The organism is Haloarcula montana (assembly GCF_035666295.1).
Lineage (GTDB): Archaea > Halobacteriota > Halobacteria > Halobacteriales > Haloarculaceae > Haloarcula > Haloarcula montana.
In genome coordinates, this window is the sequence record NZ_CP142027.1 from 710,117 (window position 1) to 729,488 (window position 19,372).

General features: G+C 66.6%; 25 protein-coding genes. 16 read left to right on the top strand and 9 right to left on the bottom strand.

Annotated features, from left to right (window positions below; translation table 11 throughout):
• The 5 genes from aspS to VJ109_RS03730 all read left to right on the top strand — a co-directional run bounded on the left by aspS (position 1) and on the right by VJ109_RS03730 (position 3,715).
• Positions 1 to 1,305 carry an aspartate--tRNA(Asn) ligase gene (gene aspS, locus VJ109_RS03710; RefSeq protein WP_324759110.1) on the top strand — a complete coding sequence of 435 codons (1,305 nt, stop codon included), beginning with the start codon at positions 1 to 3 and terminating at the stop codon, positions 1,303 to 1,305.
• A gap of 285 nt (positions 1,306 to 1,590) precedes the next feature.
• On the top strand, positions 1,591 to 2,100 hold the full coding sequence (locus VJ109_RS03715) for a GNAT family N-acetyltransferase (protein WP_276180279.1): 510 nt from the start codon (positions 1,591 to 1,593) through the stop codon (positions 2,098 to 2,100).
• Between the two features lie 36 nt (positions 2,101 to 2,136).
• A complete protein-coding gene (locus VJ109_RS03720) occupies positions 2,137 to 2,295 on the top strand; it encodes a DUF7560 family zinc ribbon protein (protein ID WP_324759111.1) in 159 nt (52 codons plus the stop codon).
• Between the two features lie 24 nt (positions 2,296 to 2,319).
• Positions 2,320 to 2,550, top strand: a complete 231-nt coding sequence (locus tag VJ109_RS03725; protein WP_324759113.1) for a DUF2249 domain-containing protein — start codon at positions 2,320 to 2,322, stop codon at positions 2,548 to 2,550.
• Between the two features lies 1 nt (position 2,551).
• Positions 2,552 to 3,715, top strand: a complete 1,164-nt coding sequence (locus tag VJ109_RS03730; protein ID WP_324759114.1) for a hypothetical protein — start codon at positions 2,552 to 2,554, stop codon at positions 3,713 to 3,715.
• On the opposite strand, the gene VJ109_RS03735 is transcribed toward VJ109_RS03730, so the two are convergent.
• The 4 genes from VJ109_RS03735 to VJ109_RS03750 all read right to left on the bottom strand — a co-directional run bounded on the left by VJ109_RS03735 (position 3,712) and on the right by VJ109_RS03750 (position 6,266).
• The gene (locus VJ109_RS03735; protein WP_324759115.1) at positions 3,712 to 4,353 is read right to left on the bottom strand and encodes a helix-turn-helix domain-containing protein; all 642 of its coding nucleotides are present in this window, start codon (positions 4,351 to 4,353) and stop codon (positions 3,712 to 3,714) included. The genes VJ109_RS03730 and VJ109_RS03735 overlap by 4 nt on opposite strands.
• Positions 4,354 to 4,418: 65 nt before the next feature.
• The gene (locus tag VJ109_RS03740; protein ID WP_324759116.1) at positions 4,419 to 5,486 is read right to left on the bottom strand and encodes a radical SAM protein; all 1,068 of its coding nucleotides are present in this window, start codon (positions 5,484 to 5,486) and stop codon (positions 4,419 to 4,421) included.
• A complete protein-coding gene (locus VJ109_RS03745; RefSeq protein WP_324759118.1) occupies positions 5,486 to 5,785 on the bottom strand; it encodes a CGCGG family putative rSAM-modified RiPP protein in 300 nt (99 codons plus the stop codon). The genes VJ109_RS03740 and VJ109_RS03745 overlap by 1 nt, the downstream gene beginning before the upstream one ends.
• Positions 5,786 to 5,849: 64 nt before the next feature.
• Entirely contained in the window at positions 5,850 to 6,266 is a 417-nt protein-coding gene (locus VJ109_RS03750) for an SRPBCC family protein (RefSeq protein ID WP_324759120.1), read from the bottom strand.
• Between the two features lie 59 nt (positions 6,267 to 6,325).
• Here VJ109_RS03750 and VJ109_RS03755 point away from each other — a divergent pair, with 59 nt between their 5' ends.
• The 4 genes from VJ109_RS03755 to VJ109_RS03770 all read left to right on the top strand — a co-directional run bounded on the left by VJ109_RS03755 (position 6,326) and on the right by VJ109_RS03770 (position 8,558).
• The gene (locus tag VJ109_RS03755) at positions 6,326 to 6,481 is read left to right on the top strand and encodes a hypothetical protein (protein ID WP_324759122.1); all 156 of its coding nucleotides are present in this window, start codon (positions 6,326 to 6,328) and stop codon (positions 6,479 to 6,481) included.
• 95 nt (positions 6,482 to 6,576) lie between these two features.
• Positions 6,577 to 7,224: a helix-turn-helix domain-containing protein gene (locus VJ109_RS03760; RefSeq protein WP_324759124.1), complete on the top strand. Its 648-nt coding sequence runs from the start codon at positions 6,577 to 6,579 to the stop codon at positions 7,222 to 7,224.
• A 26-nt stretch (positions 7,225 to 7,250) separates the two neighbouring features.
• Positions 7,251 to 7,811 (top strand): NUDIX hydrolase, encoded by a 561-nt coding sequence (locus VJ109_RS03765; RefSeq protein ID WP_324759126.1) that lies wholly within the window; start codon positions 7,251 to 7,253, stop codon positions 7,809 to 7,811.
• A 48-nt stretch (positions 7,812 to 7,859) separates the two neighbouring features.
• Entirely contained in the window at positions 7,860 to 8,558 is a 699-nt protein-coding gene (locus tag VJ109_RS03770; RefSeq protein WP_324759128.1) for an SDR family NAD(P)-dependent oxidoreductase, read from the top strand.
• A gap of 1 nt (position 8,559) precedes the next feature.
• Here VJ109_RS03770 and VJ109_RS03775 read toward each other — a convergent pair whose 3' ends face one another.
• Together VJ109_RS03775 and VJ109_RS03780 are read right to left on the bottom strand one after the other, a co-directional pair.
• Complete coding sequence (locus VJ109_RS03775) at positions 8,560 to 10,299, bottom strand: histidine kinase N-terminal 7TM domain-containing protein (protein ID WP_324759129.1); 1,740 nt, start codon at positions 10,297 to 10,299, stop codon at positions 8,560 to 8,562.
• Between the two features lie 65 nt (positions 10,300 to 10,364).
• Entirely contained in the window at positions 10,365 to 10,703 is a 339-nt protein-coding gene (locus VJ109_RS03780; protein ID WP_324759131.1) for a DUF7977 family protein, read from the bottom strand.
• A 144-nt stretch (positions 10,704 to 10,847) separates the two neighbouring features.
• On the opposite strand from VJ109_RS03780, the gene VJ109_RS03785 reads away from it, so the two are divergent.
• From VJ109_RS03785 to VJ109_RS03795, 3 genes are all read left to right on the top strand, one after another.
• Positions 10,848 to 11,747 carry a MogA/MoaB family molybdenum cofactor biosynthesis protein gene (locus tag VJ109_RS03785; protein ID WP_324759132.1) on the top strand — a complete coding sequence of 300 codons (900 nt, stop codon included), beginning with the start codon at positions 10,848 to 10,850 and terminating at the stop codon, positions 11,745 to 11,747.
• A 258-nt stretch (positions 11,748 to 12,005) separates the two neighbouring features.
• Positions 12,006 to 12,968, top strand: a complete 963-nt coding sequence (locus tag VJ109_RS03790) for a WD40/YVTN/BNR-like repeat-containing protein (protein ID WP_324759134.1) — start codon at positions 12,006 to 12,008, stop codon at positions 12,966 to 12,968.
• A gap of 143 nt (positions 12,969 to 13,111) precedes the next feature.
• Positions 13,112 to 13,786: an MBL fold metallo-hydrolase gene (locus VJ109_RS03795; RefSeq protein WP_324759136.1), complete on the top strand. Its 675-nt coding sequence runs from the start codon at positions 13,112 to 13,114 to the stop codon at positions 13,784 to 13,786.
• Here the strand turns inward: VJ109_RS03795 and VJ109_RS03800 are convergent.
• Entirely contained in the window at positions 13,781 to 14,092 is a 312-nt protein-coding gene (locus VJ109_RS03800; protein ID WP_324759138.1) for a DUF7126 family protein, read from the bottom strand. The two genes, VJ109_RS03795 and VJ109_RS03800, sit on opposite strands and share 6 nt — an antisense overlap.
• A 24-nt stretch (positions 14,093 to 14,116) precedes the next feature.
• A complete protein-coding gene (locus tag VJ109_RS03805; protein ID WP_324760383.1) occupies positions 14,117 to 14,491 on the bottom strand; it encodes a DUF5802 family protein in 375 nt (124 codons plus the stop codon).
• A gap of 126 nt (positions 14,492 to 14,617) precedes the next feature.
• On the opposite strand from VJ109_RS03805, the gene VJ109_RS03810 reads away from it, so the two are divergent.
• From VJ109_RS03810 to VJ109_RS03820, 3 genes are all read left to right on the top strand, one after another.
• Positions 14,618 to 15,274 carry a DUF1405 domain-containing protein gene (locus VJ109_RS03810; protein ID WP_324759140.1) on the top strand — a complete coding sequence of 219 codons (657 nt, stop codon included), beginning with the start codon at positions 14,618 to 14,620 and terminating at the stop codon, positions 15,272 to 15,274.
• 95 nt (positions 15,275 to 15,369) lie between these two features.
• Positions 15,370 to 16,821, top strand: a complete 1,452-nt coding sequence (locus VJ109_RS03815; RefSeq protein WP_324759141.1) for a hypothetical protein — start codon at positions 15,370 to 15,372, stop codon at positions 16,819 to 16,821.
• Positions 16,822 to 16,873: 52 nt separating this feature from the next.
• On the top strand, positions 16,874 to 17,521 hold the full coding sequence (locus VJ109_RS03820) for an ArsR/SmtB family transcription factor (RefSeq protein ID WP_324759143.1): 648 nt from the start codon (positions 16,874 to 16,876) through the stop codon (positions 17,519 to 17,521).
• Here the strand turns inward: VJ109_RS03820 and VJ109_RS03825 are convergent.
• Positions 17,513 to 18,013, bottom strand: a complete 501-nt coding sequence (locus tag VJ109_RS03825; RefSeq protein ID WP_324759144.1) for a DUF8526 domain-containing protein — start codon at positions 18,011 to 18,013, stop codon at positions 17,513 to 17,515. The genes VJ109_RS03820 and VJ109_RS03825 overlap by 9 nt on opposite strands.
• Positions 18,014 to 18,115: 102 nt before the next feature.
• On the opposite strand from VJ109_RS03825, the gene gatD reads away from it, so the two are divergent.
• Positions 18,116 to 19,363, top strand: coding sequence for a Glu-tRNA(Gln) amidotransferase subunit GatD (gatD, locus tag VJ109_RS03830; RefSeq protein WP_324759145.1), 1,248 nt, complete (start codon positions 18,116 to 18,118; stop codon positions 19,361 to 19,363).
• Positions 19,364 to 19,372 lie beyond the last annotated feature (9 nt).

Here is a 19,372-nt window from a genome sequence, read left to right on the forward strand (position 1 = left end):
ATGGACGACCGAACCTACACAGCGGACGCCGAGCCCGGCGAGACGGTCACCGTCGCCGGCTGGGTCCACGAGCTTCGAGATCTGGGTGGTATCGCCTTCCTCATCCTGCGGGATACGACCGGCAAGATCCAGGTCAAGTTCGAGAAAGACGAGATGGACGAGGCCCTCGTCGAGACGGGGCTGAACGTCCACCGAGAGTCGGTCATCTCGGTCACCGGTGCCGTCGAAGAGGAGCCCCGTGCTCCCACCGGCGTCGAGGTCACACCCGAATCGGTCGACGTGATCTCCGAGGCCGACCCCGAACTGCCGCTTGACCCCTCGGGGAAAGTCGACGCCGAACTCCCCACGCGGCTGGACAACCGGACGCTGGACCTCCGCAAGCCCGAGATCAAGGCCGTCTTCGAGATCCGCGCCGAGGTCCTGCGCGCGGTCCGGGACGCATTCCGTGAGATCGGCTGTACGGAGATCAACACCCCGAAGATCGTCGCGACGGGAACCGAGGGTGGCACCGAGCTGTTCCCGATCACCTACTTCGGCCAGGAGGCCTTCATGAACCAGAGCCCCCAGCTGTTCAAGCAGCTGATGGTCGGCTCCGGGCTGGAGCGGGTCTTCGAGATCGGCCCGATCTTCCGCGCCGAGGAGCACAACACGCCCCGACACCTCAACGAGGCCACGTCGATCGACTTCGAGTCGGCGTTCTTCGATCACACCGAGGCGATGGACGCCTGCGAACACGTCGTCAAATCGGCCTACGAGGCCGTCGCACAGAACTGCCAGGAGCAACTGGAAGCGCTTGATCTGGCCGACGAGTTCGCGGCCCCCGACGGTGAGTTCCCGCGGCTGACCTACCAGGACGCCCTCGACCGGATCAACGCGACCGGCGAACTCGATGAGCCGCTGGTCTGGGGCGACGACCTCTCGACGGAGGCCGAACACGTCCTCGGCCAGGAGGTCGGCGAACACTACTTCATCACTGACTGGCCCAGCGAGATCAAGCCGTTCTACATCAAGGACCACGACGACGACGAGGAGGTCTCGACGGGTTTCGACATGATGCACCCGTCGATGGAGCTTGTCTCCGGCGGCCAGCGTGAGCACCGCTACGACCACCTCGTCGCCGGCTTCGAGCAGCAGGGCCTCGATCCCGAGGCGTTCGAGTACTACACCAAGATGTTCCGCTACGGCATGCCCCCCCACGCCGGCTGGGGTCTCGGTGGCGAGCGGCTCATCATGACGATGCTCGGACTGGAGAACATCCGCGAAGCGGTGCTGTTCCCGCGAGATCGGCAGCGACTCAGTCCGTAGGACTGGTCGTTAACTGTCGAGCGGGTGCTCGTTGGACGAACGAAGTGAAGTCCAACGGTGTTCCCGCGAGATCGTCAACGTCTGAGCCCGTAGGCGAAGACGTTGAGAGCGCACGAGAGCCACTGCACGGCTCTTGGGCAGACCGGCAGCGACTCAGTCCGTAGGACTGGTCGTTAACTGTCGAGCGGGAGCCAGAGAGACGAGCGGAGCGAGTCTCTCCCTGTTCCCGCGAGCCGCGACGGTAACGACGGAACGCTTATCACCGCGAGTATCCGACCGCCGGGAGTGGGCGACGACGTCCAGTTCCGGAAGGCCAGGCCCGAAGACGCCGGCACGATGTTGTCCGTCAAGCGCGCGGCGATCCTCGGTATCGAGGACGAGCGGTACACTGAGGGCCAGCTTGCGGCCTGGGCACCGGACGAGGGGAACATCGAGGCCTTCGAGGCGTCGCCGTCGGCCGACCAGTACGAGATCCAGGTGGCGACGATCGACGACACCGTGGTGGGATACGGCGTCCTCCAGTTGCCGGAGCAGCGACTGGACGCACTGTTCGTCAGTCCGTTCTACGCCGACATGGGCATCGCGACGACGCTGTTGAAGCAACTCGAAACCGCCGCACGGTTCGCTGGCATCGGGGTCGTCGAACTCGCGTCCTCACTCAGTGCGGTCGGGTTCTACGAGCGGCACGGCTACGAGCGGACGGGAACCATCCACCGAGAGATCGAGGACGTGACCGTCCCGTTCGTGACGATGGAACGCCACCTCTCCCCTGAAACCCCACAGAACGATGGGTGACCGGTTTTCGTGCCATCGGGGGACCATCCGATACCGATGTCGACGTATCGGTTCACCTGCCCCGAGTGTGGGGCTGCCGTCACCGTCGATGCCGGCGCACGCGAGCGACTCCTCGACGCTGGCTGTGCCGTCTGTGGCGCCGGTGTCGGGACGGCAGCGTTCACCTCGGCGAACACGTTCGGGACAAGCGTCTGACCGACAGCCCCCGTCCTGTCACGTATGGCGACGGAACAGCGTGACAGTCGGACGATGGACGTCCGGAACATCGACGGCGAACCGTTCGGAGAGATCATGAGCGCGCTCGACGACCTCGAGGAGGGCGAGAACCTGGAGTTGGTCAACAGTTTCGAGCCGGTCCCGCTGTACGACGCTCTCAGTGCGCGGGGGTTCACCCACGAGACCGATCGGATCGCCGACGACGAGTGGCACGTCCACATCAGCCCGGAGTGAGATGAGCGACCCGCGGGTCACGCGCTGGACCCGCAGGCTCGTCGCGGTCGGCGTCCTGTTTTTCCTGGCTGCGCATCTCGCTGTAGCCGCCGATCTCGGCCGCCGAGCGGTGGTCGTCCTCGGCCTGTACGGGTTCGTCCTGCACGTCCTGTTCGGGAAGGCCTACGCATTGGTCCCCGCGTACTTCGACCGTGATCTCGCGCTCCCGTGGGCACCAGCCGTGCAGTTCCCGCTGTCGGTCGTCGGAACGGCGGGACTGGCGCTCGTATCCGCGACGCCGGCGTGGGTCACCACGGTCGGGCGCGCCTGCTGGGGACTGGGTGTCGCCGTGTTCCTGGGGTCGCTGGGCTGGACCCTCCGAACGAACCTCACGGGACGCGAGACGGGCACGGGCGGCGCAAACACCCACCGGAGGGATGTCGACAGGCTCGCCAACGCCGTCGTCCCGGTCGCGCTCGTGTACCTGGCCGCTGGCGCGGTCGCCGTCACACTGCCGGCCCTCGGACGCCAGTGGCTCCTGCCGGCGCAGGTCTCGCACCTGCTCGGGGCCGGGACCGCCGCGCTGTTCGTCTTCGGTGTCGGGTTCCGGCTGTTCCCCCGGTTTCTCGTCGCCGAACCGCCCCGGCCGCTGGTCTGGCTCGTCCTCCCGGCCGGAGCGGTCGCACCGGCGTTGCTTGCTGTCGGGCTGTTCGACCGTCGGCTCCTCCTGGTCGGTGGTATACTGGAAGCGCTCGCAGTCGTCGGGTTCGCGGCGGCCTACGTGGTCATGTTTCGCCGTTCGGACCGGCGACGCGTGGGCTTTTACGCGGTTCTGGCGGCCGTCGGCTACGGCGTCGTCGGTGTCGGGCTGGCGCTGGCGACAGTCTTCGATGGGCGGGACCCCGCGCTCGTCCGGGCACACTACCGGACGATGCTGCTGGGCTTTCTCGGGTTGACCGTGATCGGTGCCACGTTCCAGTTCTACCCGCCGACCGTCGGCCGGTCGCGGCTATCGACGGATCGGGTCGCGACGGTGACGATCGGACTACTCGTCGTCGGACTCGGGGGACAACTACTGGGGATAGTTAGTGAATCTCCACCGCTCGTGTTCGGTGGCGAAGCGGTCGGCGTCGTCGGCGCAGGCCTGTCCTGCTGGCTGCTCGGAGCGGCGTTCCGTCGCCGTTAGTCCGCCAGGATCGAGTCCATGAGCTTGGTCTGGGCCGCCGCCAGGTGCTCGGCGAACGTCGACACCGAGATGTCGAGCGCCTCGGCGACTTCGCCGGCGTTGGCACCCTTCGGATACTCGAAGTAGCCCATCTCGACGGCAGTCTCCAGAACCTCCCGCTGGCGGTCGGTGAGTTTGCTCCGGTCGACGACGGTCGTGTCCATCACCGTCGCGTCGCCGTCCCGTCGCAACGACCGCAGCGAGACGCCGTCGTAGAGATCTTTGAGCCGAGTGACGATGGCTCGAACCCTGTCGACGTCCGGTGCGTGAAACGTCAACATGAGCCGGCCGTCGACCGCACGGATGTCCGCGACCGGACACGAGAAGGTCTCGACTGCTTCACAGACACAGTCCGTCCGGTCGCGCTCGAATCGATACCGCCCCCCGTCGCCCGCGGCGAAGACCTGTTCGGCGCCGGGGTAGGCTTCGACGACGTCGGCCTCGCCGTCGGTCGTGAACTCCTCGACGACCTGTCCCCCCTGTGGGCTGGACCGCGAAACGTCGGTCACGGAGGCCCCGACCTCTTCGGTGACATCCGCCACCGGACAGGCACCGGGGGAGTCGACCGCCAGTTCGACCCTGATACCCGAGTCGCTCATACCAGACTGTGCGGACTACTGGCATAAAACGGGGGTCGCTCGTTCCCAGTGTCTGAAAAACCCCCTCAATCGGCCGGGTGCTGATCGGGAATGGGGCCGTCGTAGCCCGGTGGTTCGTACTCACACAGCGGGTCCGCCGCGAGCGGGTCGCCGGTGGTCGCGTAGGCTCGCGAACGGCTCCCGCCACAGACACCACGGAACTCGCAGGCACCACACTTGCCCGACAGCGCGTCGTCGTCCCGCAGCGACCGGAACAGCTCCGAATCGCGGTAGATGTCGACGACGCTCCGTTCGCGGACGTCACCGGCCGACTTCGGGAGGAATCCGGAGGGGTAGACCTCGCCGGTGTGGCTGACGAACGCGAACCCCTTACCAGCCCGGACGCCCATCCGTCTTGTCGGGCCGCCCTCCTCCCGCTGTTGCATCCCGACCCGGCGGTAGTGGGGTGCTTCGGTCGTCTTGACACCGAAGGGGGCCTCGTCGCTGACCTCGTGGAGCCACTCCATGACTCGCTCGGCCCGGGCCGGCGGGATCGGGGTCAACACCCGACCGCGACCGACCGGGACGAGGAAGAACACCGACCACAGGACCGCACCCAGTTCCGCGACCCGCTCCCGGATGGCCGGCAACTGCTTGACCGTCTCCGCACAGACCGTGGTGTTGATCTGCAGCGGGATGTCGAGGTCCGCGGCCGCACGAGCGGCCTCCATCGTCGCCTCGAAGCTCCCGCCCTCGCCTCGGAAGGTATCGTGAGCGACGGCGTCGCCGCCGTCCAGCGAGAGGGCTAGCCGGCGGAGTCCAGCGGCCGAGAGGTCCGAGAGCGCCTCGCGGGTGATCGAGGCGGTGCCACTGGGCGTCAGCGTCATCCTGAGCCCCTGGTCGGTACCGTAGTCGACGAGATCGACCACGTCGTCCCGGGCCAGCGGGTCGCCCCCCGAGAGGACGACCAGTTGCCCCTCGCCGAACTCGCGGGCGTCGTCCAGCAGCGCCTTCCCCTCCTCGGTCGACAGCTCCCGGGGGTGACGGCGCGGCTGAGCGTCGGCCCGGCAGTGTTTGCAGGCCAGCTCACAGGCCTGGGTCAGCTCCCAGATCAGGACCAGCGGCCGTTCGGTCAGGTCCATGTCCCCGTACATCAGACGTGCACCCGGGTGACGTGGCCGCCACAGCCACACTGCTCGACGTACTCGACGTCGATCCCGTCGCCGTAGGCCGACTCCAGTTCCGCGAACAGGTACGTCTCGGGATGGCCATGCTCCCCGTGGGTGACCAGGTTGACGTGGTGTCCCGCCGTCGTGTGTTCGATCGCCTCCATCGCCTGCTCGACGACCAGTCCCCGGTCCTCGGCGTGGGCAGGCTGTTCGAGGTTCGCCGACCAGGAGTTGTCGTGGACGGCGTCGGTCACCGACGGGATGTCTTCGTGGGCGTGGCTCATACCCGGTAGTTAGCGGGCTGTAGGGGTCCGTCCTGTCCCGTACATGTTCGGGGAACGTCGTCAGTCAAGCGAGTCGCTCTTCCAGCCAGTCGAACTGCGCTTCGAGTTCCTTCCGCCGTTGGCGGTCGACGACCGTCGAATCGAGCAACTGGCCGACCACGGCCAGATCCAACGCGGTGTACTCCGTCGTCGCGGTCACCGTCGTCCCCTCACCGTCGGCGTCGACGTGGTACTCGGTTCGCATCGACTCGAAGGCGCCGTCGCGTTGCTCGTAGACCAGCGCCGCCCCCTCCTCCTCAACGATATCGAGGACGAGTTCGATGTCGAACAGCCCGACCCGGTTGTTGATGACGATGGTGTCGTCCTCGACGGTCACGTCGTCGAAGCCGGCACCGAGCATGAACGCCTCCAGGTCGGCCATCTCCTGGCGGACTCGCTCGGGCGTCGCGTCGAAGGTTCGTCTCACCGACACGCGTTCCATATCGGATGGCGACCGTCCGGCGGGATAAGCGTTCGCCACCCCCGAACATGTCCGGCTGGATGCTCTTTGGTACCGGCCGCGTGCTCGTCTCTCTGCAGCGCACACCGCTCCTCCGGGCGAACCGCGAGGTCCTGTGTGCGATCGAGACGCCACCGGATTCCGGCGTCGAGGAGCGTCTGGACGACGTGGCCGCCCGGCTGCTGGACCCCGTTTGAGTCCCCTGCCAGTACACTGATCCGTCTGGCCCGTGAAGCGAACATGTTCGGCAACACTGCTCTGCGCTCTCGCCGAATATATTCGGGTGAGAACGATGCCACGCGCAGAACTCACGCTCACGGTGCCAGAGGACATCTGGATCGGTGACGTCTCCAGACAGCACGACGTCACGGTTCGGGTCTTAGCTGCGCTTCCCGACGAGGAATCAGGGGTCGGGCTCGCGGAGGTGACGACCGACGACCTGCCCGGCGTCCTCGGCGACATCGAGAGTCGGGAGCCGGTGACCTCGATGGAGATCCTCTCGACGACGAACGACACCGCACTGATACAGTTCGAGACGTCGACTCCGCTGTTGCTGTTCCCGATCCAGGGGTCGGGGATCCCGTTAGAGATGCCGTTTACCCTCGAAGACGGAGAGGCCATCTGGGAGATCACGGCCCCGCAGGAACGGCTCTCCCAGTTGGGCGAGCAACTCGACGAGTTCGGCATCCCCTTCACCGTCGAGAAGGTCCAGCAACACGTCACCGAGGAGCCGGTCCTGACCGAGAGCCAGCGTGATCTCGTCCGGACGGCCGTCGAGGAGGGGTACTACGACACCCCACGACGGTGTTCGCTGACCGAACTCGCCGAGACGGTCGGGATCGCGAAATCGACCTGTAGCGAGACGCTCCACCGAGCCGAAGAGCAGGTGCTCAAGCGGTTCGTCTCGGAACTGGAGGGCGCGCCGAGTCGAAGCGCGTAAGAATCCCCGCTGTGAGTGAACTGACAATGAGCAACGACGCCGACGAGGTTCATAAGAACGCCGAGCAGGACGTCATCGCAGTCGATGCCGACGACAACGAGGAGGGGCTGGTCAACCGTCTCGACGCCCACACCGGCGACGGCGTCCGGCACCGGGCGTTCACCGCACTGCTGTTCGACGAAGAGGGCCGTGTGCTGCTGGCCCAGCGTGCCGCCGGCAAACGGCTGTGGGACACCCACTGGGACGGCACCGTCGCCTCCCACCCCGTCGAGGGCCAGACACAGATCGAGGCGACCCGCGAGCGCCTGGAGGAGGAACTGGGGGTCTCGCCCGATCAGTACGAGAACCTGCGGGTCACCGACCGCTTCGAGTACAAGCGCTACTACGAGAACGCCGGCCTGGAGTGGGAGGTCTGTGCGGTGCTGCAGGCGACCCTGCACGACACTTCGCTGGACCCCAACCCCGAGGAGGTCGACGGCCTCATGTGGGTCCCCTACGAGCGCCTGCGCGAACATCCCGAGTACTACCGGCAACTGCGGCTCTGCCCGTGGTTCGAGATCGCGATGCGCCGGGACGAAGAGCGGTAACGACCGACCTGTCGTCCGGTTTTTCGGCCTGGCCGCCCTACCCCGGGTATGGACGTTCCGCTGTACGACGACCTCGACGGACAGGTCGCGCTGGTGACCGGCGCGACACGGGGGATCGGGAAGGCGATCGCCGACGGCCTCGTTAGTCACGGGGCGACGGTGTACGCCGGGGCGCGGGACCCGGCGGACGTGACGGCGGCCGACCGCCGCGCGGTCGAACTCGACGTGACCGACGACGCCGAGATGGCCGCCGCGGTCGACCGGATCGACGCGGAGGTCGGCCGTCTCGATATGCTCGTCAACAACGCCGGGGTCATGGACACGCGGGAGCCTCTGGCCGAGATGCCCACCGACGCCATCGACCGGACGTTCGAGACGAACCTCCGGGGACCGACGGTACTGACCAAACACGCCCTCCCACTGTTGCTCGACCGGCCCGGCGGCCGCGTCGTCAACGTCTCCTCGGGACTGGGCGCGATCACGGAGCGTCAGTCCGGCGGAATGCCCGCCTATCGCGTGTCGAAGACCGGGCTGAACGGGTTGACGCGGTATCTCGACGGGGAGTACGCCGCCGAGGGACTGCTCGCGAACTCGGTGTGTCCGGGCTACGTCCAGACGGACATGACCGAGGACAGCGCCCCGCGGACGCCCGAGAAAGGTGCCGAGACGCCGGTGTGGCTCGCACGGTTCCGCCCCGAGGCACCGAGCGGGGAGTTCTGGCGCGACCGGGAGCGAAAGTCCTGGTGAGTCACGCCTCGTCGTACTCCGGGGGTTTCGCGGCGGGGAGGCCGACCGCGACGGTCGTCCCCGGCCCGCCCTCGAACGAGAGTGTCCCACCGACATTGCGGACGACCCAGGCGACGAGCCACAGGCCGACGCCGGAGCCGTGCTGGAGCGGCGTCTCCTCGCCCGCCTGGATGACCTCCCGTTCGTGGGCGGCGATACCCGGTCCGTCGTCGGCGACGGTGACGAGGACCCTCGGCGGTTCCGCACGGTAAGTGACGGCGACGTCGACGTTCACGCTGGCGCCGCCGTCCGCTCGGCCGGCTGCTGTCGGGCCGTCGGTGGCGTCCCGTTCGGGCGAGCGGCCGTGTTCGACGGCGTTGTCGACCAATTCCTCGAAGGCAAGCGAGAGCGACGGCCCAGCGGACACCCAGACGTCCTCGTCACAGGAGAGGGAGATATCGGCCGCAGGATAGGTCTCCCGAGCGTCCTCGATCAACGGGGCGAGGACGCTCGCAAGTCGGACCGGTCGAACCGACTCGTCTTCCAGTGCCTCCGAGACCCGGCCGATCTTGTTGCTCCGATCGACGACAGTGTCGACCGTGTCCCGGATGCGCTCGATCCGGTCCTGGTCGTCGTCGGTGATCCGATCGGCGAGGAGGTCGGCGTTGCCCCGGACGACGTTCATCTCGTTGCGGATGTTGTGCCGCAGGAGGCGGTTGAGAACGTCGAGTCGTTGCTCGCGCTGGCGCCGACCGGTGACGTCCCGGAGGCTGATGAGGTGGCCGGAGACGACGCCGTAGGCCCGGTACAGCGGCGTCACCCGCACGTCGTAGTAGTTCACCGCACCGTCCCGTTGTAGTTCCGTCTCCGTCTGGATAGATTCGCCCGGATCGGGAACAGTCGCCGCCAGCGCCGGCAACAGCTCCGCCAATCGCCGGCCCTGGAGCGCGTTCCGCTCGCGATCGAACAGCGCGACGGCCGCGTCGTTGACGTCGACGATGCGGCCGTCGTCGTCGACGATGACGACCTGATCGTCCATCTCGGCGAAGATCGCCTCCCGCCCGAGGTCACGGGTCACTGGGGCGACATCGAGCAGATGCCCGCGCAGGAGTGCCGCCGAAAGGACGACACCCGAGACGACATAGCCCAGACTCGTCGGATCGAACTGAGTCGGGATCGCGTTGAGAACGTGCAGCGCCTGGGCGACGGTCGGCGCGGTGATCGCGAGCAACAGGACGATCGCCTGCCCGCGGAACGACTCGTTGGCTCGAAACGTCGTCCGGAGCAACAACCCGCCACCGCCGAGAATCAGCGCCAGGATGTACGCGAGATGCGCCAAGTACAACAGCGTCCACTCGGGTGCGAGCGCGCTCGTCCCGCCGAGAAGCGTCGTCGTGCTCCCCTCCCAGACCAGTTGATGAGCGGCGTTCGACCAGACGAGCGTGACGAACGCCCCCGGTTCGACCAACAGGAGCGCGAGTCGCCGGCGGGTGAGCCACTCCGGACGCCCGCTGTACTCCAGGACGGTCGCCAGCCAGGCGACCGGGACGACCACGGAGAGGGTCAACTGCACCTTGAGGAGCCAGCGCATCGTCTCGATGTCGGGGACCGCAAGCTCCAGGCCGTGAGCGACGGCCCACAGACTCGCGGCCACGACGAACGCTGCGAGGGGGCCAGCACCCGGGCGGTCACGGTGGAGCCAGACCAGGAAGGCAACACACATCCCGAGAACGGCCGCCAGGAGGACGACCGAGAGGAGCATTTGTCGGAGAGTACAGGAAACCCGAGTATAAATCGTTCCCCGACGTTACAAGCTCTGATACTGCGTTACGACCGACGGGACCGTAGCGCGGACCAGACGGCGACCGTACCCAGAACGAACGCCGGAACCAGCGGTAACACCAGGTAGGCGTCCCGGAGCGTCAGTCCCAGCGAGGCGACGATCCCCCGCGCTGCTGGGAGATAGAGGATCGCTGCGGGAACGACGAGGAAGGCGACGAACACCACACCGACGAGTATCCAGCCGTGCCAGCCAAACCCCTCGGTCGGTTCGGCCTGGCGGGGCGGCTCGCCGCTGGGTCGCTCGTAGCCGGAGTCGTCGTCAGTGACCGTCACCGAGCCGTCGCTGTCGATGGATACCCGGTCGCTCGCGGCGTCGTCACTCATCGCTGGCGAAACGGGTGACGACCCTTCGGCCGTAGTCAGAACGGACCATACCTCACGGTCGGGTCAGCGGCCGCAAAACGCTGACGGTCCGGCCGGCCAGCGGCCGCCCCCGAGTATTTACCCGGGGACCGTCCACGTACTGACATGGTCGATTTCCAGTCCAGGGATACGCGACGGGGGGCGAGCGAGCAGTCCGACGATGAGCCGGAAACGGACCCCGATCAGGAGACAGAGCCGCCCGGTGACGACGGAACGAACGAGACGGGGACAGCGAACGAGGCAGAGACGGCGGACGGAACAGAGATCGCAGACGAGACAGACACAGTGGACGGGACGGACACGCGGACGACGGAGGCAGACGCGGCCTCACGGACCGAAACAGCGGACGAAGCCGAGAAGACAGCCCCGGCCAGCGATATGGAGCCAGCCGAATCACCCGGCTCCCCGCCCGAATCGGCCTCGGCCGACACCCAGGAGCCGGCCGAAACAACCCCGGCGGGATCGAAACCAACCAGTTCGGAGCCAGTAGCGACAGCGCAGACGGCACAGTCGGTATCGATGACACCTACACGATCGATCGACGTGGCGCTCGTCGCCGTCGGCGAGGCAGCGACTTCGGAGGACGATCCGAACCCGACGGCGGATCGACTGACAGAGAGTCTGACCGACGCCGGCCACTCGGTGACTGTGACCCGGGAGCTGTCGGGCGGATACGACGAGGTCCAGGGGGCCGTCGACGGACTGGTTTCGCGACCGGACGTGGAGGCGGTCGTCACCGTCGGCGGGACCGGTATCGCGCAGTCGGAGGTCGTCATCGAGGCGGTCCACCCGCTGTTCGAGAAGGTCTTGCCCGGGTTCGGTGAAGTCGTCAGGAACCTCCTGTTTTACCGGGCCGGGACCAGCGTCGTCGGCGTCCGAACGACGGCGGGGATCGCCGGCGGGAGCCCGGTATTCTGTCTTCCCGGCGAGCGAGAACTGGCGGTCCGCGCAGTCGAGGAAGTCGTCACGACCGAAGCACCGGCGCTCGTCGCCGAACTCGAATAGCCCCGTTCGACCGGTTTTTCCCCGCGAAATCGAGGGCATAAAACGAATAAAACGTCTTAATCGAGCCGGCAGTTCACAAAACGAATGAACAGAGACGCTATGAACTGCTTGACCGACCGCTGAATCGCGATACCCCTCGGTTCCGGTAATTCCCCCTTCAGCGTCTCGAAAAATGCCCGTACAATCCCTCTAAAGGACCTAAATCGTCTTAACTGCGTCAACCCTTCAAGTGGTTTCCACCCCCCAGGTGAGCGTGCAATGTCCGATCGAACTGCGACGCGACGCGGTGCGCTCAAGGGTATCGGTGCGACAGTTGCCGCAGCCACGGGGATCGCGACGTTCTCCGGCTCGGGGGCGGCCCAGTCGCCCTGGACCGCCGTCGAGTCGCCGACGGGGAACACGCTCCACGATGTCGAGTACACGGACGAGGGCGCGTACGCGGTCGGTGGTGGCGGTATCGTCCTCGAACGGACGCCGCTGGGCTGGCAGAAGATCGTCGACTGCGGTCCGACGGGGAACGGAAACAGCCTCTACGGCGCGGACGTGACCGACGACGGCAAGCGCCTGTGGTTCGTCGGTTCCTCGGGCGCGATCGGCGAGTACGACATCGAATCCGGCGTCCTGACCGACCACAGCGCCCCCATGGACGTGACCAACAACTTCAACGATGTCTCGGTCACGGGCCGGGCCGACGAGGCGAACGTCTACGTCGCCGGTGACTCCGGGAAGATGTACTACTCCTTCGAGAACGGCGCCAGCCAGACTTGGGAGTACGTCACGCCCGGCTCGGGCTCGGCAATCAACGCCGTCGACTTCTTCGACGACCGCAAGGGCCACATCGTCGACGGCAACAAGTCGGTCTTCCGGACCAGCGACGGCGCGACCTGGGACAAGACCGGGCTGGCCGACGCCAACGTCAACTTCTACGGCGTCGATTCAGACGGCTTCGACGACGTGTGGATCTCCGGCGGTGGCGGGATGATCTTCCACTGGAACGGGGTTGAGTGGACGCCCGCCGACACCGGCGACGCCGGCCTGCGCGACATCGAGGTCACCGACGACGACAGTGACGGTCTCACGGTCGGTGGCGGCGGGAAGGTGTACGACCTCGACGGGAAGTGGAACCAGCAGGCGACCCCCAGCGGCCAGAACCTGAAAGCGGTCGTCCGGGGCAGCACCGACATCGCCGTCGGCTCCGGCGGGACCATCGTCGAGCGGTAACGGAGTGCGTGATAGGTTCGTTCGGCCCTCCAGCGACACACATCGTTGTGACGGACGACACCATCCTCTGACTGGCGGCTCGGTCAGGAAGGTCGCCGACAGAGCCGTGAAGGGTTTTGGCGTCGGCGTTCGTACCGACAGCTATGGTACAGCCTCTCGGCGACGGCGTGTGGTGGTACGACCTCACGGGCGTCAACGCCGCGCTCGTCGACGACGGCGGGACGCTGACGCTCGTCGATACCGGGATGCCCTGGCACGGCGACCGACTGATCGCGGGCCTGATCGACGCCGGGTTCGAGCGCCGCGACGTCGAACGGATTCTCCTGACCCACTACGACATGGACCACGTGGGCGGTCTGTCCGCCTTCGAACAGACCGACGCCACGATCTACGTGGGGGCCGCCGACGCGAACGTCGTCGCCGGCGACCGTTCGCCGCCCCTGCGAAACCACAAGGGCGCGCTCCAGCGACTCACGTCGCCACTGGTCGACGCCCCCGACCTCCCGATCGAACCACTGTCCGACGGCGAGACCGTCGGGAGCTTCACCGCCTATCACACGCCGGGCCACACGCCCGGCCACGTCAGTTACGTCAGTGAGTCGCTGTCGACGGCGCTGCTCGGCGATCTGGTCCGGGAGAAGCGGGGACAGTTTCACCCCTCGCCGTGGCACCTGAGCTACGACAGCCAGGAGGTCCGTCGGTCGATCCAGTCGCTCGTCGAGGACGCGCCGTCGTTCGAGATCGCGGTGCCCGGCCATGGAACGCCCTTCGAACGCGGCGGCTCAGACCGGCTTGCCGATCTGGCTGCCCGGTTATAGCTCCTCTGCGACCGCTTCCGGGCTCAGCAGGTCGGGGTCGACGACGAGATCCGCCTGCCGGCTGGCGAAATCCGGGAGCGAGCCGTCGGCGTAGATGACGACCCGGACGTCCGGGTTGAGGTCTTTCGCGACCGCGATCGAGGTCGCTTGGCGCATCTCGGTCAGCAGATAGACATCGGCCTCGTGGATGCCGGCTTCCTCCAGGCCCGGCCGGTTCGCGACATCGACCGCATGGACGTCGGCTTCGATGTCGGAAAGCGCTGCGCCCAGTCCGTCCTCGTCGGCGCCGGCGATGACGATTTGCATACCTTGACGGGGAGCTTCGAGGCGTTAATGTGTTCGGTTCCAGAACGGCCCGTTCTCGGGGGTATCGGCGCTCACAGAGAGCAGTTGCTGAGCATGGTCGGCCTTCGCCAGGAACACCTCGCGGAGATCCGGCGGGTTCTCGAACCGGTGGTCTTCGAGGAGGTCACGAGGGACTGCGAGTGTATCGGCCGGGACGCCGTCGTCGCCGTGGACGGTGAAATGCTGTGAACCGAGTTTCATTACGAGCGGGAGGTCTGTGCGTTCGACCCCGTCACCGGTCGTGTACAGCTGTCGGTTGACGCGCTCGTGTTGTTCGCGACACATCGTTGCGGCTGCGTCGTCGTGTGGCTCGACGTACAGCCGCCCGAGATAGTATCCGCGGGAGAACTGTTCGAACATCGGTGCAGTCGAGTGTGTGTCATCGACACGCATAAACGCTGGCCCATAGGTTTTTGTCGTCGCGCAATCCGACCGCCAGCAGGGCGACTCCGACAGTGCTTTTTTCTGTGGGGTCCCGGACACGGTATGGACAGCGAGCGAGCGACCGGTACCGGTGACTACCTGCTCCCCCGCCGGTACGCACGCTACTACCTGGAGAACACGCCGAGTCTGGTCTGGTTGCTGCTCGTCAACGTCGTCGCGATGTTGGTCGGCGTCCGGTACTACGTCGAGACGATGCCAGAGGTTTCGACGTTCCTCTGGCCGCTGTATGCCGACTCACCGGCGGCACTGTTTCTCATGACGCTCTCGCTGGCGACACTGCTGCCGTTTCTCGGTCGGTCGTTGGACGAGGTTCCGCTGAGTCGACCGCTCGCGTATCTCCACACCATCGCGCTGGTCTGGCTGCTCAAGATGGGGCTCTGGACCGTCGTTGCGCTGAACCTGGGGTTCGACGCCTACTTTCCCGCGCCGTGGGCGTACTTCGGGATCATCGTCACCCACCTCGGGTTCGTCGCCGAGGGGTTGTTCGTCCCACACTACGCGCGGACGACCCGCGGTGCGCTCCTGGCAGCGCTTGCGCTCGCGCTCGGCAACGACCTCCTCGACTACGGGTTCGGCTACTACCCACCGCTTCGCTACGATCCGGGGATCACGCTCACAGCAGCGACAGTCGCACTCTCGGTCGGCGCGGTCGCCGCCGCGTCCTGGCTGCTTCCGAGACACGCTGAAAACGAAGTATAAACGCTATTGGACGGTTTATGGACCCCTCGGCGGACGGTAAACGCTTCGAACGAAGACCCCTATTTTTACCACTGGATGGCCATAGCTGTCGATAGATGCGCCACCGTTACCTCGTGTTAGTCGCTGTCGTCGCTCTCGCATTCGGTGTTCCGGGTGTCGCCGCACAGGGAACTGTGGCGGACAACGACTCCGGGAGCGGCGTCGTCAGCCAGGCGAACACGACCGGTAACACCACACTAGGGACGCAGCTGAGCGCCTTCCTACAGGCCAGTTCGGCGGCAGCTGACGACACGGTCGAGTCGGGGATGTGGCGCGCCGGCTACGAGCAAGCCAGCGACGAGGAGCAGCCGGGTCTCGTTAGAAACCGAACGGGGACGCTCGAACGCCGACTCGAACGGCTCCAGGAGCGAAACGAGTCGCTCGAGGAACGGTTCGAGAACGGTTCGCTTTCGGAGCAGGCCTACGTCGCACAGCAGAGCCGGCTCGCAGCCCGGATCACGGGGCTGAAGACGGCGGTCAACGAGACCGACACGGCTGCCCGGGAGACGGGCGTCAACGACACGCAACTCGAACGGCTCAAGCGGAACGCCAGCAACCTCACCGGACCGGAGGTGTCCCAGATCGCCCGCGGGGTCGCCGGACCGCCGGATAGGGCAGGTCCGCCGAACGCGAGCGAGCGGGGACCACCGGGTGACAACGCCAGCGAGCGTGGGCCGCCGAACGCCAGCGAACGTGGCCCACCGGATGACAACGACAGCGAACGTGGGCCGCCAGATGACGCCGGCCCATCTGACGACCGGTCCGATCGAGGATCGTCGGACGATTCCGGCCCGTCTGACGAGGCAGGGAGTGAGCGAGGACCGCCGGAAGACGCCGGACCTCCTGACGATGACGACTCCGAACAGGGACCGCCGGAAGATGCGGGTCCTCCGGAAGACAGTGACTCGGAGCAAGGACCACCGGACGACACTGGACCCTCCGACGATAGCGATTCCGATCAGGGACCACCGGAAGACGCCGGACCTCCCGATGACACCGAGAGCGACGGGGGGCCGCCGGACGACACTGGCCCGCCAGCGGACAACGGGCCACCGGACGACAGCGACGGTGAGAGCAACCCATCCGAGGAAACGACACCGTCCGATGAGGATACCTCGCCCGACAACGAGGACGACGATCCGTCCGAGAGCGGAGACGAACCATCCGACGACGGAGAAGACCCATCCGACGACGGATCCCCGGACAACGGTGGGGAATCGCCCGATGATAGTGACGACCAGGACGACACCGAATCCGACGACGACAGTGACAACCAGGACGACACCGAATCCGACGACGGCAGTGACGATCAGGACGACACCGAATCCGACGACGGCAGTGACGACCAGGACGACACCGAATCCGACGACGACAGTGACGACCAGGACGACACCGAATCCGACGACGGCAGTGACGACGGTGGACCGCCGGATAGCGGCGACAGGGGGAACGGCGGCCCACCGAGTGACGATCAGTCCGGCAACGGCGGCAGCGGTGGCCCACCCTGACCCCGCTCGAAGGGGTCACCCTTTTCTACGCAGACCCGCTACCCTCGGGTGAATGGACTCCGCCGAGTTGCTCGATCTCCTCGGGAACGCCAACCGTCGGCGTATCCTCCGACTGCTCGCTCACAAACCCTGTTACATCACGGAGATCAGTGAGTACCTGGGCGTCAGTCCCAAGGCGGTCATCGACCACCTCCAGAAACTGGAAGACGCCGGACTCGTCACCTCCCGGACCGACGACAAGCGCCGAAAGTACTTCTCGATCTCGCGGAACCTCCGACTGGAGGTTCGCGTCTCGCCCTACGAGTTCGGGACCAAGAGCGCCTACCCGACCAATCCCGGTTTCGACATGTCCAGATGTCGCCATCTCAGCATCGATGTCGGCGACGGCGGAGAGGAGACGCTGGGCGACCTCGCGAGCGAACTCGAACGGCTCGAACAGTTGGAGAACGAGCTTTCGCTGGCCCAGCGGTGGGTCCAGGGCCGCGCGACAGATATCCGCGATCGGATCGACGAGGCCGTCGACGACGGCGACGGCCGGCTCTGTGCCGAACTCGTGAGCGCGCTGGCAGCCGGTGTCTCCACCGTCCCGGCGCTGTCCCGCGAAGTCGAAGCGCCACCGGAACTGATCGAGGAGGCACTCGACCGGCTGGCGGCACAGGACGTAGTCGAGGAGACCGAGGACGGCTGGCAGTTACGATAGGTCGGCGGTGAGGCCGGCCCGTAGATCCCGGCCGAAGTAGTGAGCGACCAGCGAGGCGACCAGGCCCAGTACCGCCGCGACGAGGAACAGACGGCCGGCACCGATGTTCCCGCCGGCGACGCCCCGCAGCGCGAGCTGTGAGAACACCGAGAGGACGGTGCCGATGCCGGCGACGAGCCCGCCGGCCAGTCCCGTCTCGATGTAGCGCCGCTCGCTCGCCGCGAGGCCGTAGAGAAAGGCACCGACGGGGATACCCAGGATCGCGGTATACGGGATCAGCGGGACGAGACTGCCCGCGACCATCCCGCCGCCGGTCGCGGCGAACGCGAACAGGAGCGCCCGGGCGGAGAAGTAACTCCCACCGGACTCCGCCGTCTCGTCAGTGGACTGGCGTTCGGTCGTAGTCCCGCCGATCCCACCGACGTCGACGCCCGTGTCGGCATCCGCCGTGGTGTCTGCCTCGCGGGTCCGCTCCTCGGTTCGCTCGGACATACCTACCGATGGCACGCCGAGGGGCATGGACCTTTCGGGAGCGTGTCACCTTCCGGGCCGCGAACGGATGGGTTCAAGTCCCGCCGGGCGGAACTGGCGCCCATGAACGCAGGCGACCGCGTCCGCGTCGACCGCGCGGACCAGACCTACGAGGGGGTCTTGCTCCCGTCGAGCACCCCCGACCACCTCGCGATCAAACTCGACGGTGGCTACAACGTCGGCGTCGACCGGGCCGAGGCCGAGGTCGAAGTACTCGAATCCGACGTGTACGACGTCGAGAGCGCCCAAGACGAACAGGGACAGTCCGAGATCGAGTTCGACGACGACCTGCCGACGGTGTCGCTCATCTCGACCGGCGGCACCATCGCCTCGACCGTCGACTACCGCACCGGCGCGGTCACCGCACAGTTCGACGCCGAGGACGTCCTCCGGGCGGTACCGGACCTGGCGGGGATGGCGAACTATCGCGGTCGCGTCGTCGCCAACATCCTCTCAGAGAACATGACCCCCGCGGTCTGGCAGGACCTCGCAGCGGCCATCTACGAGGAGATCGAAGCGGGCGCCGACGGCGTCGTCGTCATGCACGGCACCGACACGATGCAGTTTACCGCCGCCGCGATGGCGTTCATGTTGGATACACCGGTTCCCATCGTTTTCACCGGGAGTCAGCGGTCGGCCGACCGCCCCTCCTCGGACAACGTGATGAACGCCGTCTGCTCGGTCGAGGCGGCCACGAGCGACTGCGCGGAGGTCCTGGTCTGTATGCACGCCGACGAGTCCGACGACGTATGTGCGCTCCACCGCGGAACCCGCGTCCGGAAGAACCACACCTCCCGCCGGGACGCCTTCGAGACGGTCGGCGCAAACCCGCTGGGAGAAGTCGACTACGACACCGACGGCGACAACGAAGTTACCTTCCGCCGCGAGTACGCCGAGCGCGGCGAGACCGACCTGGCGCTGGCCGACGACCTGGCGACCGACGTGGAACTCGTGAAGTTCACGCCAGGGATGGACCCCGCGCTGCTCGAAACGGCTGCCGAGGACAGCGCCGGCATCGTCATCGAGGGGACCGGCCTGGGCCACGTCAACACCGACTGGATCGACGCTATCGACGCGCTGGACGTGCCGGTCGTGATGACCAGCCAATGTCTCGAAGGCCGGGTCTGTGACCGGGTGTACGACACCGGCCGGGACCTGTTGGAGGCCGGCGTCATCGAGGGCGAGGACATGCTGCCCGGGACGGCGAAGGTGAAACTGATGTGGGCGCTGGCAAACGCCGGGGACGTCGAGGACGCCATCCGGGAACCCCTGGCCGGTGAGATCCAGCAGCGCTCGACCCCCTGGCTGTAGCCTGCAATT

Excerpts from the sequence above, each read along its gene's own strand:
- VJ109_RS03820 (WP_324759143.1), top strand. The coding sequence starts at position 16,874 with ATGGACTCCGCCGAGTTGCTCGATCTCCTCGGGAACGCCAACCGTCGG.
- VJ109_RS03800 (WP_324759138.1), bottom strand. The coding sequence starts at position 14,092 with ATGCAAATCGTCATCGCCGGCGCCGACGAGGACGGACTGGGCGCAGCG.
- VJ109_RS03745 (WP_324759118.1), bottom strand. The coding sequence starts at position 5,785 with ATGAGCCACGCCCACGAAGACATCCCGTCGGTGACCGACGCCGTCCAC.
- VJ109_RS03765 (WP_324759126.1), top strand. The coding sequence starts at position 7,251 with ATGAGCAACGACGCCGACGAGGTTCATAAGAACGCCGAGCAGGACGTC.
- VJ109_RS03785 (WP_324759132.1), top strand. The coding sequence starts at position 10,848 with ATGGTCGATTTCCAGTCCAGGGATACGCGACGGGGGGCGAGCGAGCAG.
- VJ109_RS03750 (WP_324759120.1), bottom strand. The coding sequence starts at position 6,266 with ATGGAACGCGTGTCGGTGAGACGAACCTTCGACGCGACGCCCGAGCGA.
- VJ109_RS03760 (WP_324759124.1), top strand. The coding sequence starts at position 6,577 with ATGCCACGCGCAGAACTCACGCTCACGGTGCCAGAGGACATCTGGATC.
- VJ109_RS03825 (WP_324759144.1), bottom strand. The coding sequence starts at position 18,013 with ATGTCCGAGCGAACCGAGGAGCGGACCCGCGAGGCAGACACCACGGCG.
- VJ109_RS03770 (WP_324759128.1), top strand. The coding sequence starts at position 7,860 with ATGGACGTTCCGCTGTACGACGACCTCGACGGACAGGTCGCGCTGGTG.
- aspS (WP_324759110.1), top strand. The coding sequence starts at position 1 with ATGGACGACCGAACCTACACAGCGGACGCCGAGCCCGGCGAGACGGTC.
- VJ109_RS03815 (WP_324759141.1), top strand. The coding sequence starts at position 15,370 with ATGCGCCACCGTTACCTCGTGTTAGTCGCTGTCGTCGCTCTCGCATTC.
- VJ109_RS03720 (WP_324759111.1), top strand. The coding sequence starts at position 2,137 with ATGTCGACGTATCGGTTCACCTGCCCCGAGTGTGGGGCTGCCGTCACC.
- VJ109_RS03780 (WP_324759131.1), bottom strand. The coding sequence starts at position 10,703 with ATGAGTGACGACGCCGCGAGCGACCGGGTATCCATCGACAGCGACGGC.
- VJ109_RS03740 (WP_324759116.1), bottom strand. The coding sequence starts at position 5,486 with ATGTACGGGGACATGGACCTGACCGAACGGCCGCTGGTCCTGATCTGG.
- VJ109_RS03755 (WP_324759122.1), top strand. The coding sequence starts at position 6,326 with ATGCTCTTTGGTACCGGCCGCGTGCTCGTCTCTCTGCAGCGCACACCG.
- VJ109_RS03805 (WP_324760383.1), bottom strand. The coding sequence starts at position 14,491 with ATGTTCGAACAGTTCTCCCGCGGATACTATCTCGGGCGGCTGTACGTC.
- VJ109_RS03790 (WP_324759134.1), top strand. The coding sequence starts at position 12,006 with ATGTCCGATCGAACTGCGACGCGACGCGGTGCGCTCAAGGGTATCGGT.
- VJ109_RS03735 (WP_324759115.1), bottom strand. The coding sequence starts at position 4,353 with ATGAGCGACTCGGGTATCAGGGTCGAACTGGCGGTCGACTCCCCCGGT.
- VJ109_RS03775 (WP_324759129.1), bottom strand. The coding sequence starts at position 10,299 with ATGCTCCTCTCGGTCGTCCTCCTGGCGGCCGTTCTCGGGATGTGTGTT.
- VJ109_RS03730 (WP_324759114.1), top strand. The coding sequence starts at position 2,552 with ATGAGCGACCCGCGGGTCACGCGCTGGACCCGCAGGCTCGTCGCGGTC.
- gatD (WP_324759145.1), top strand. The coding sequence starts at position 18,116 with ATGAACGCAGGCGACCGCGTCCGCGTCGACCGCGCGGACCAGACCTAC.
- VJ109_RS03725 (WP_324759113.1), top strand. The coding sequence starts at position 2,320 with ATGGCGACGGAACAGCGTGACAGTCGGACGATGGACGTCCGGAACATC.
- VJ109_RS03810 (WP_324759140.1), top strand. The coding sequence starts at position 14,618 with ATGGACAGCGAGCGAGCGACCGGTACCGGTGACTACCTGCTCCCCCGC.
- VJ109_RS03795 (WP_324759136.1), top strand. The coding sequence starts at position 13,112 with ATGGTACAGCCTCTCGGCGACGGCGTGTGGTGGTACGACCTCACGGGC.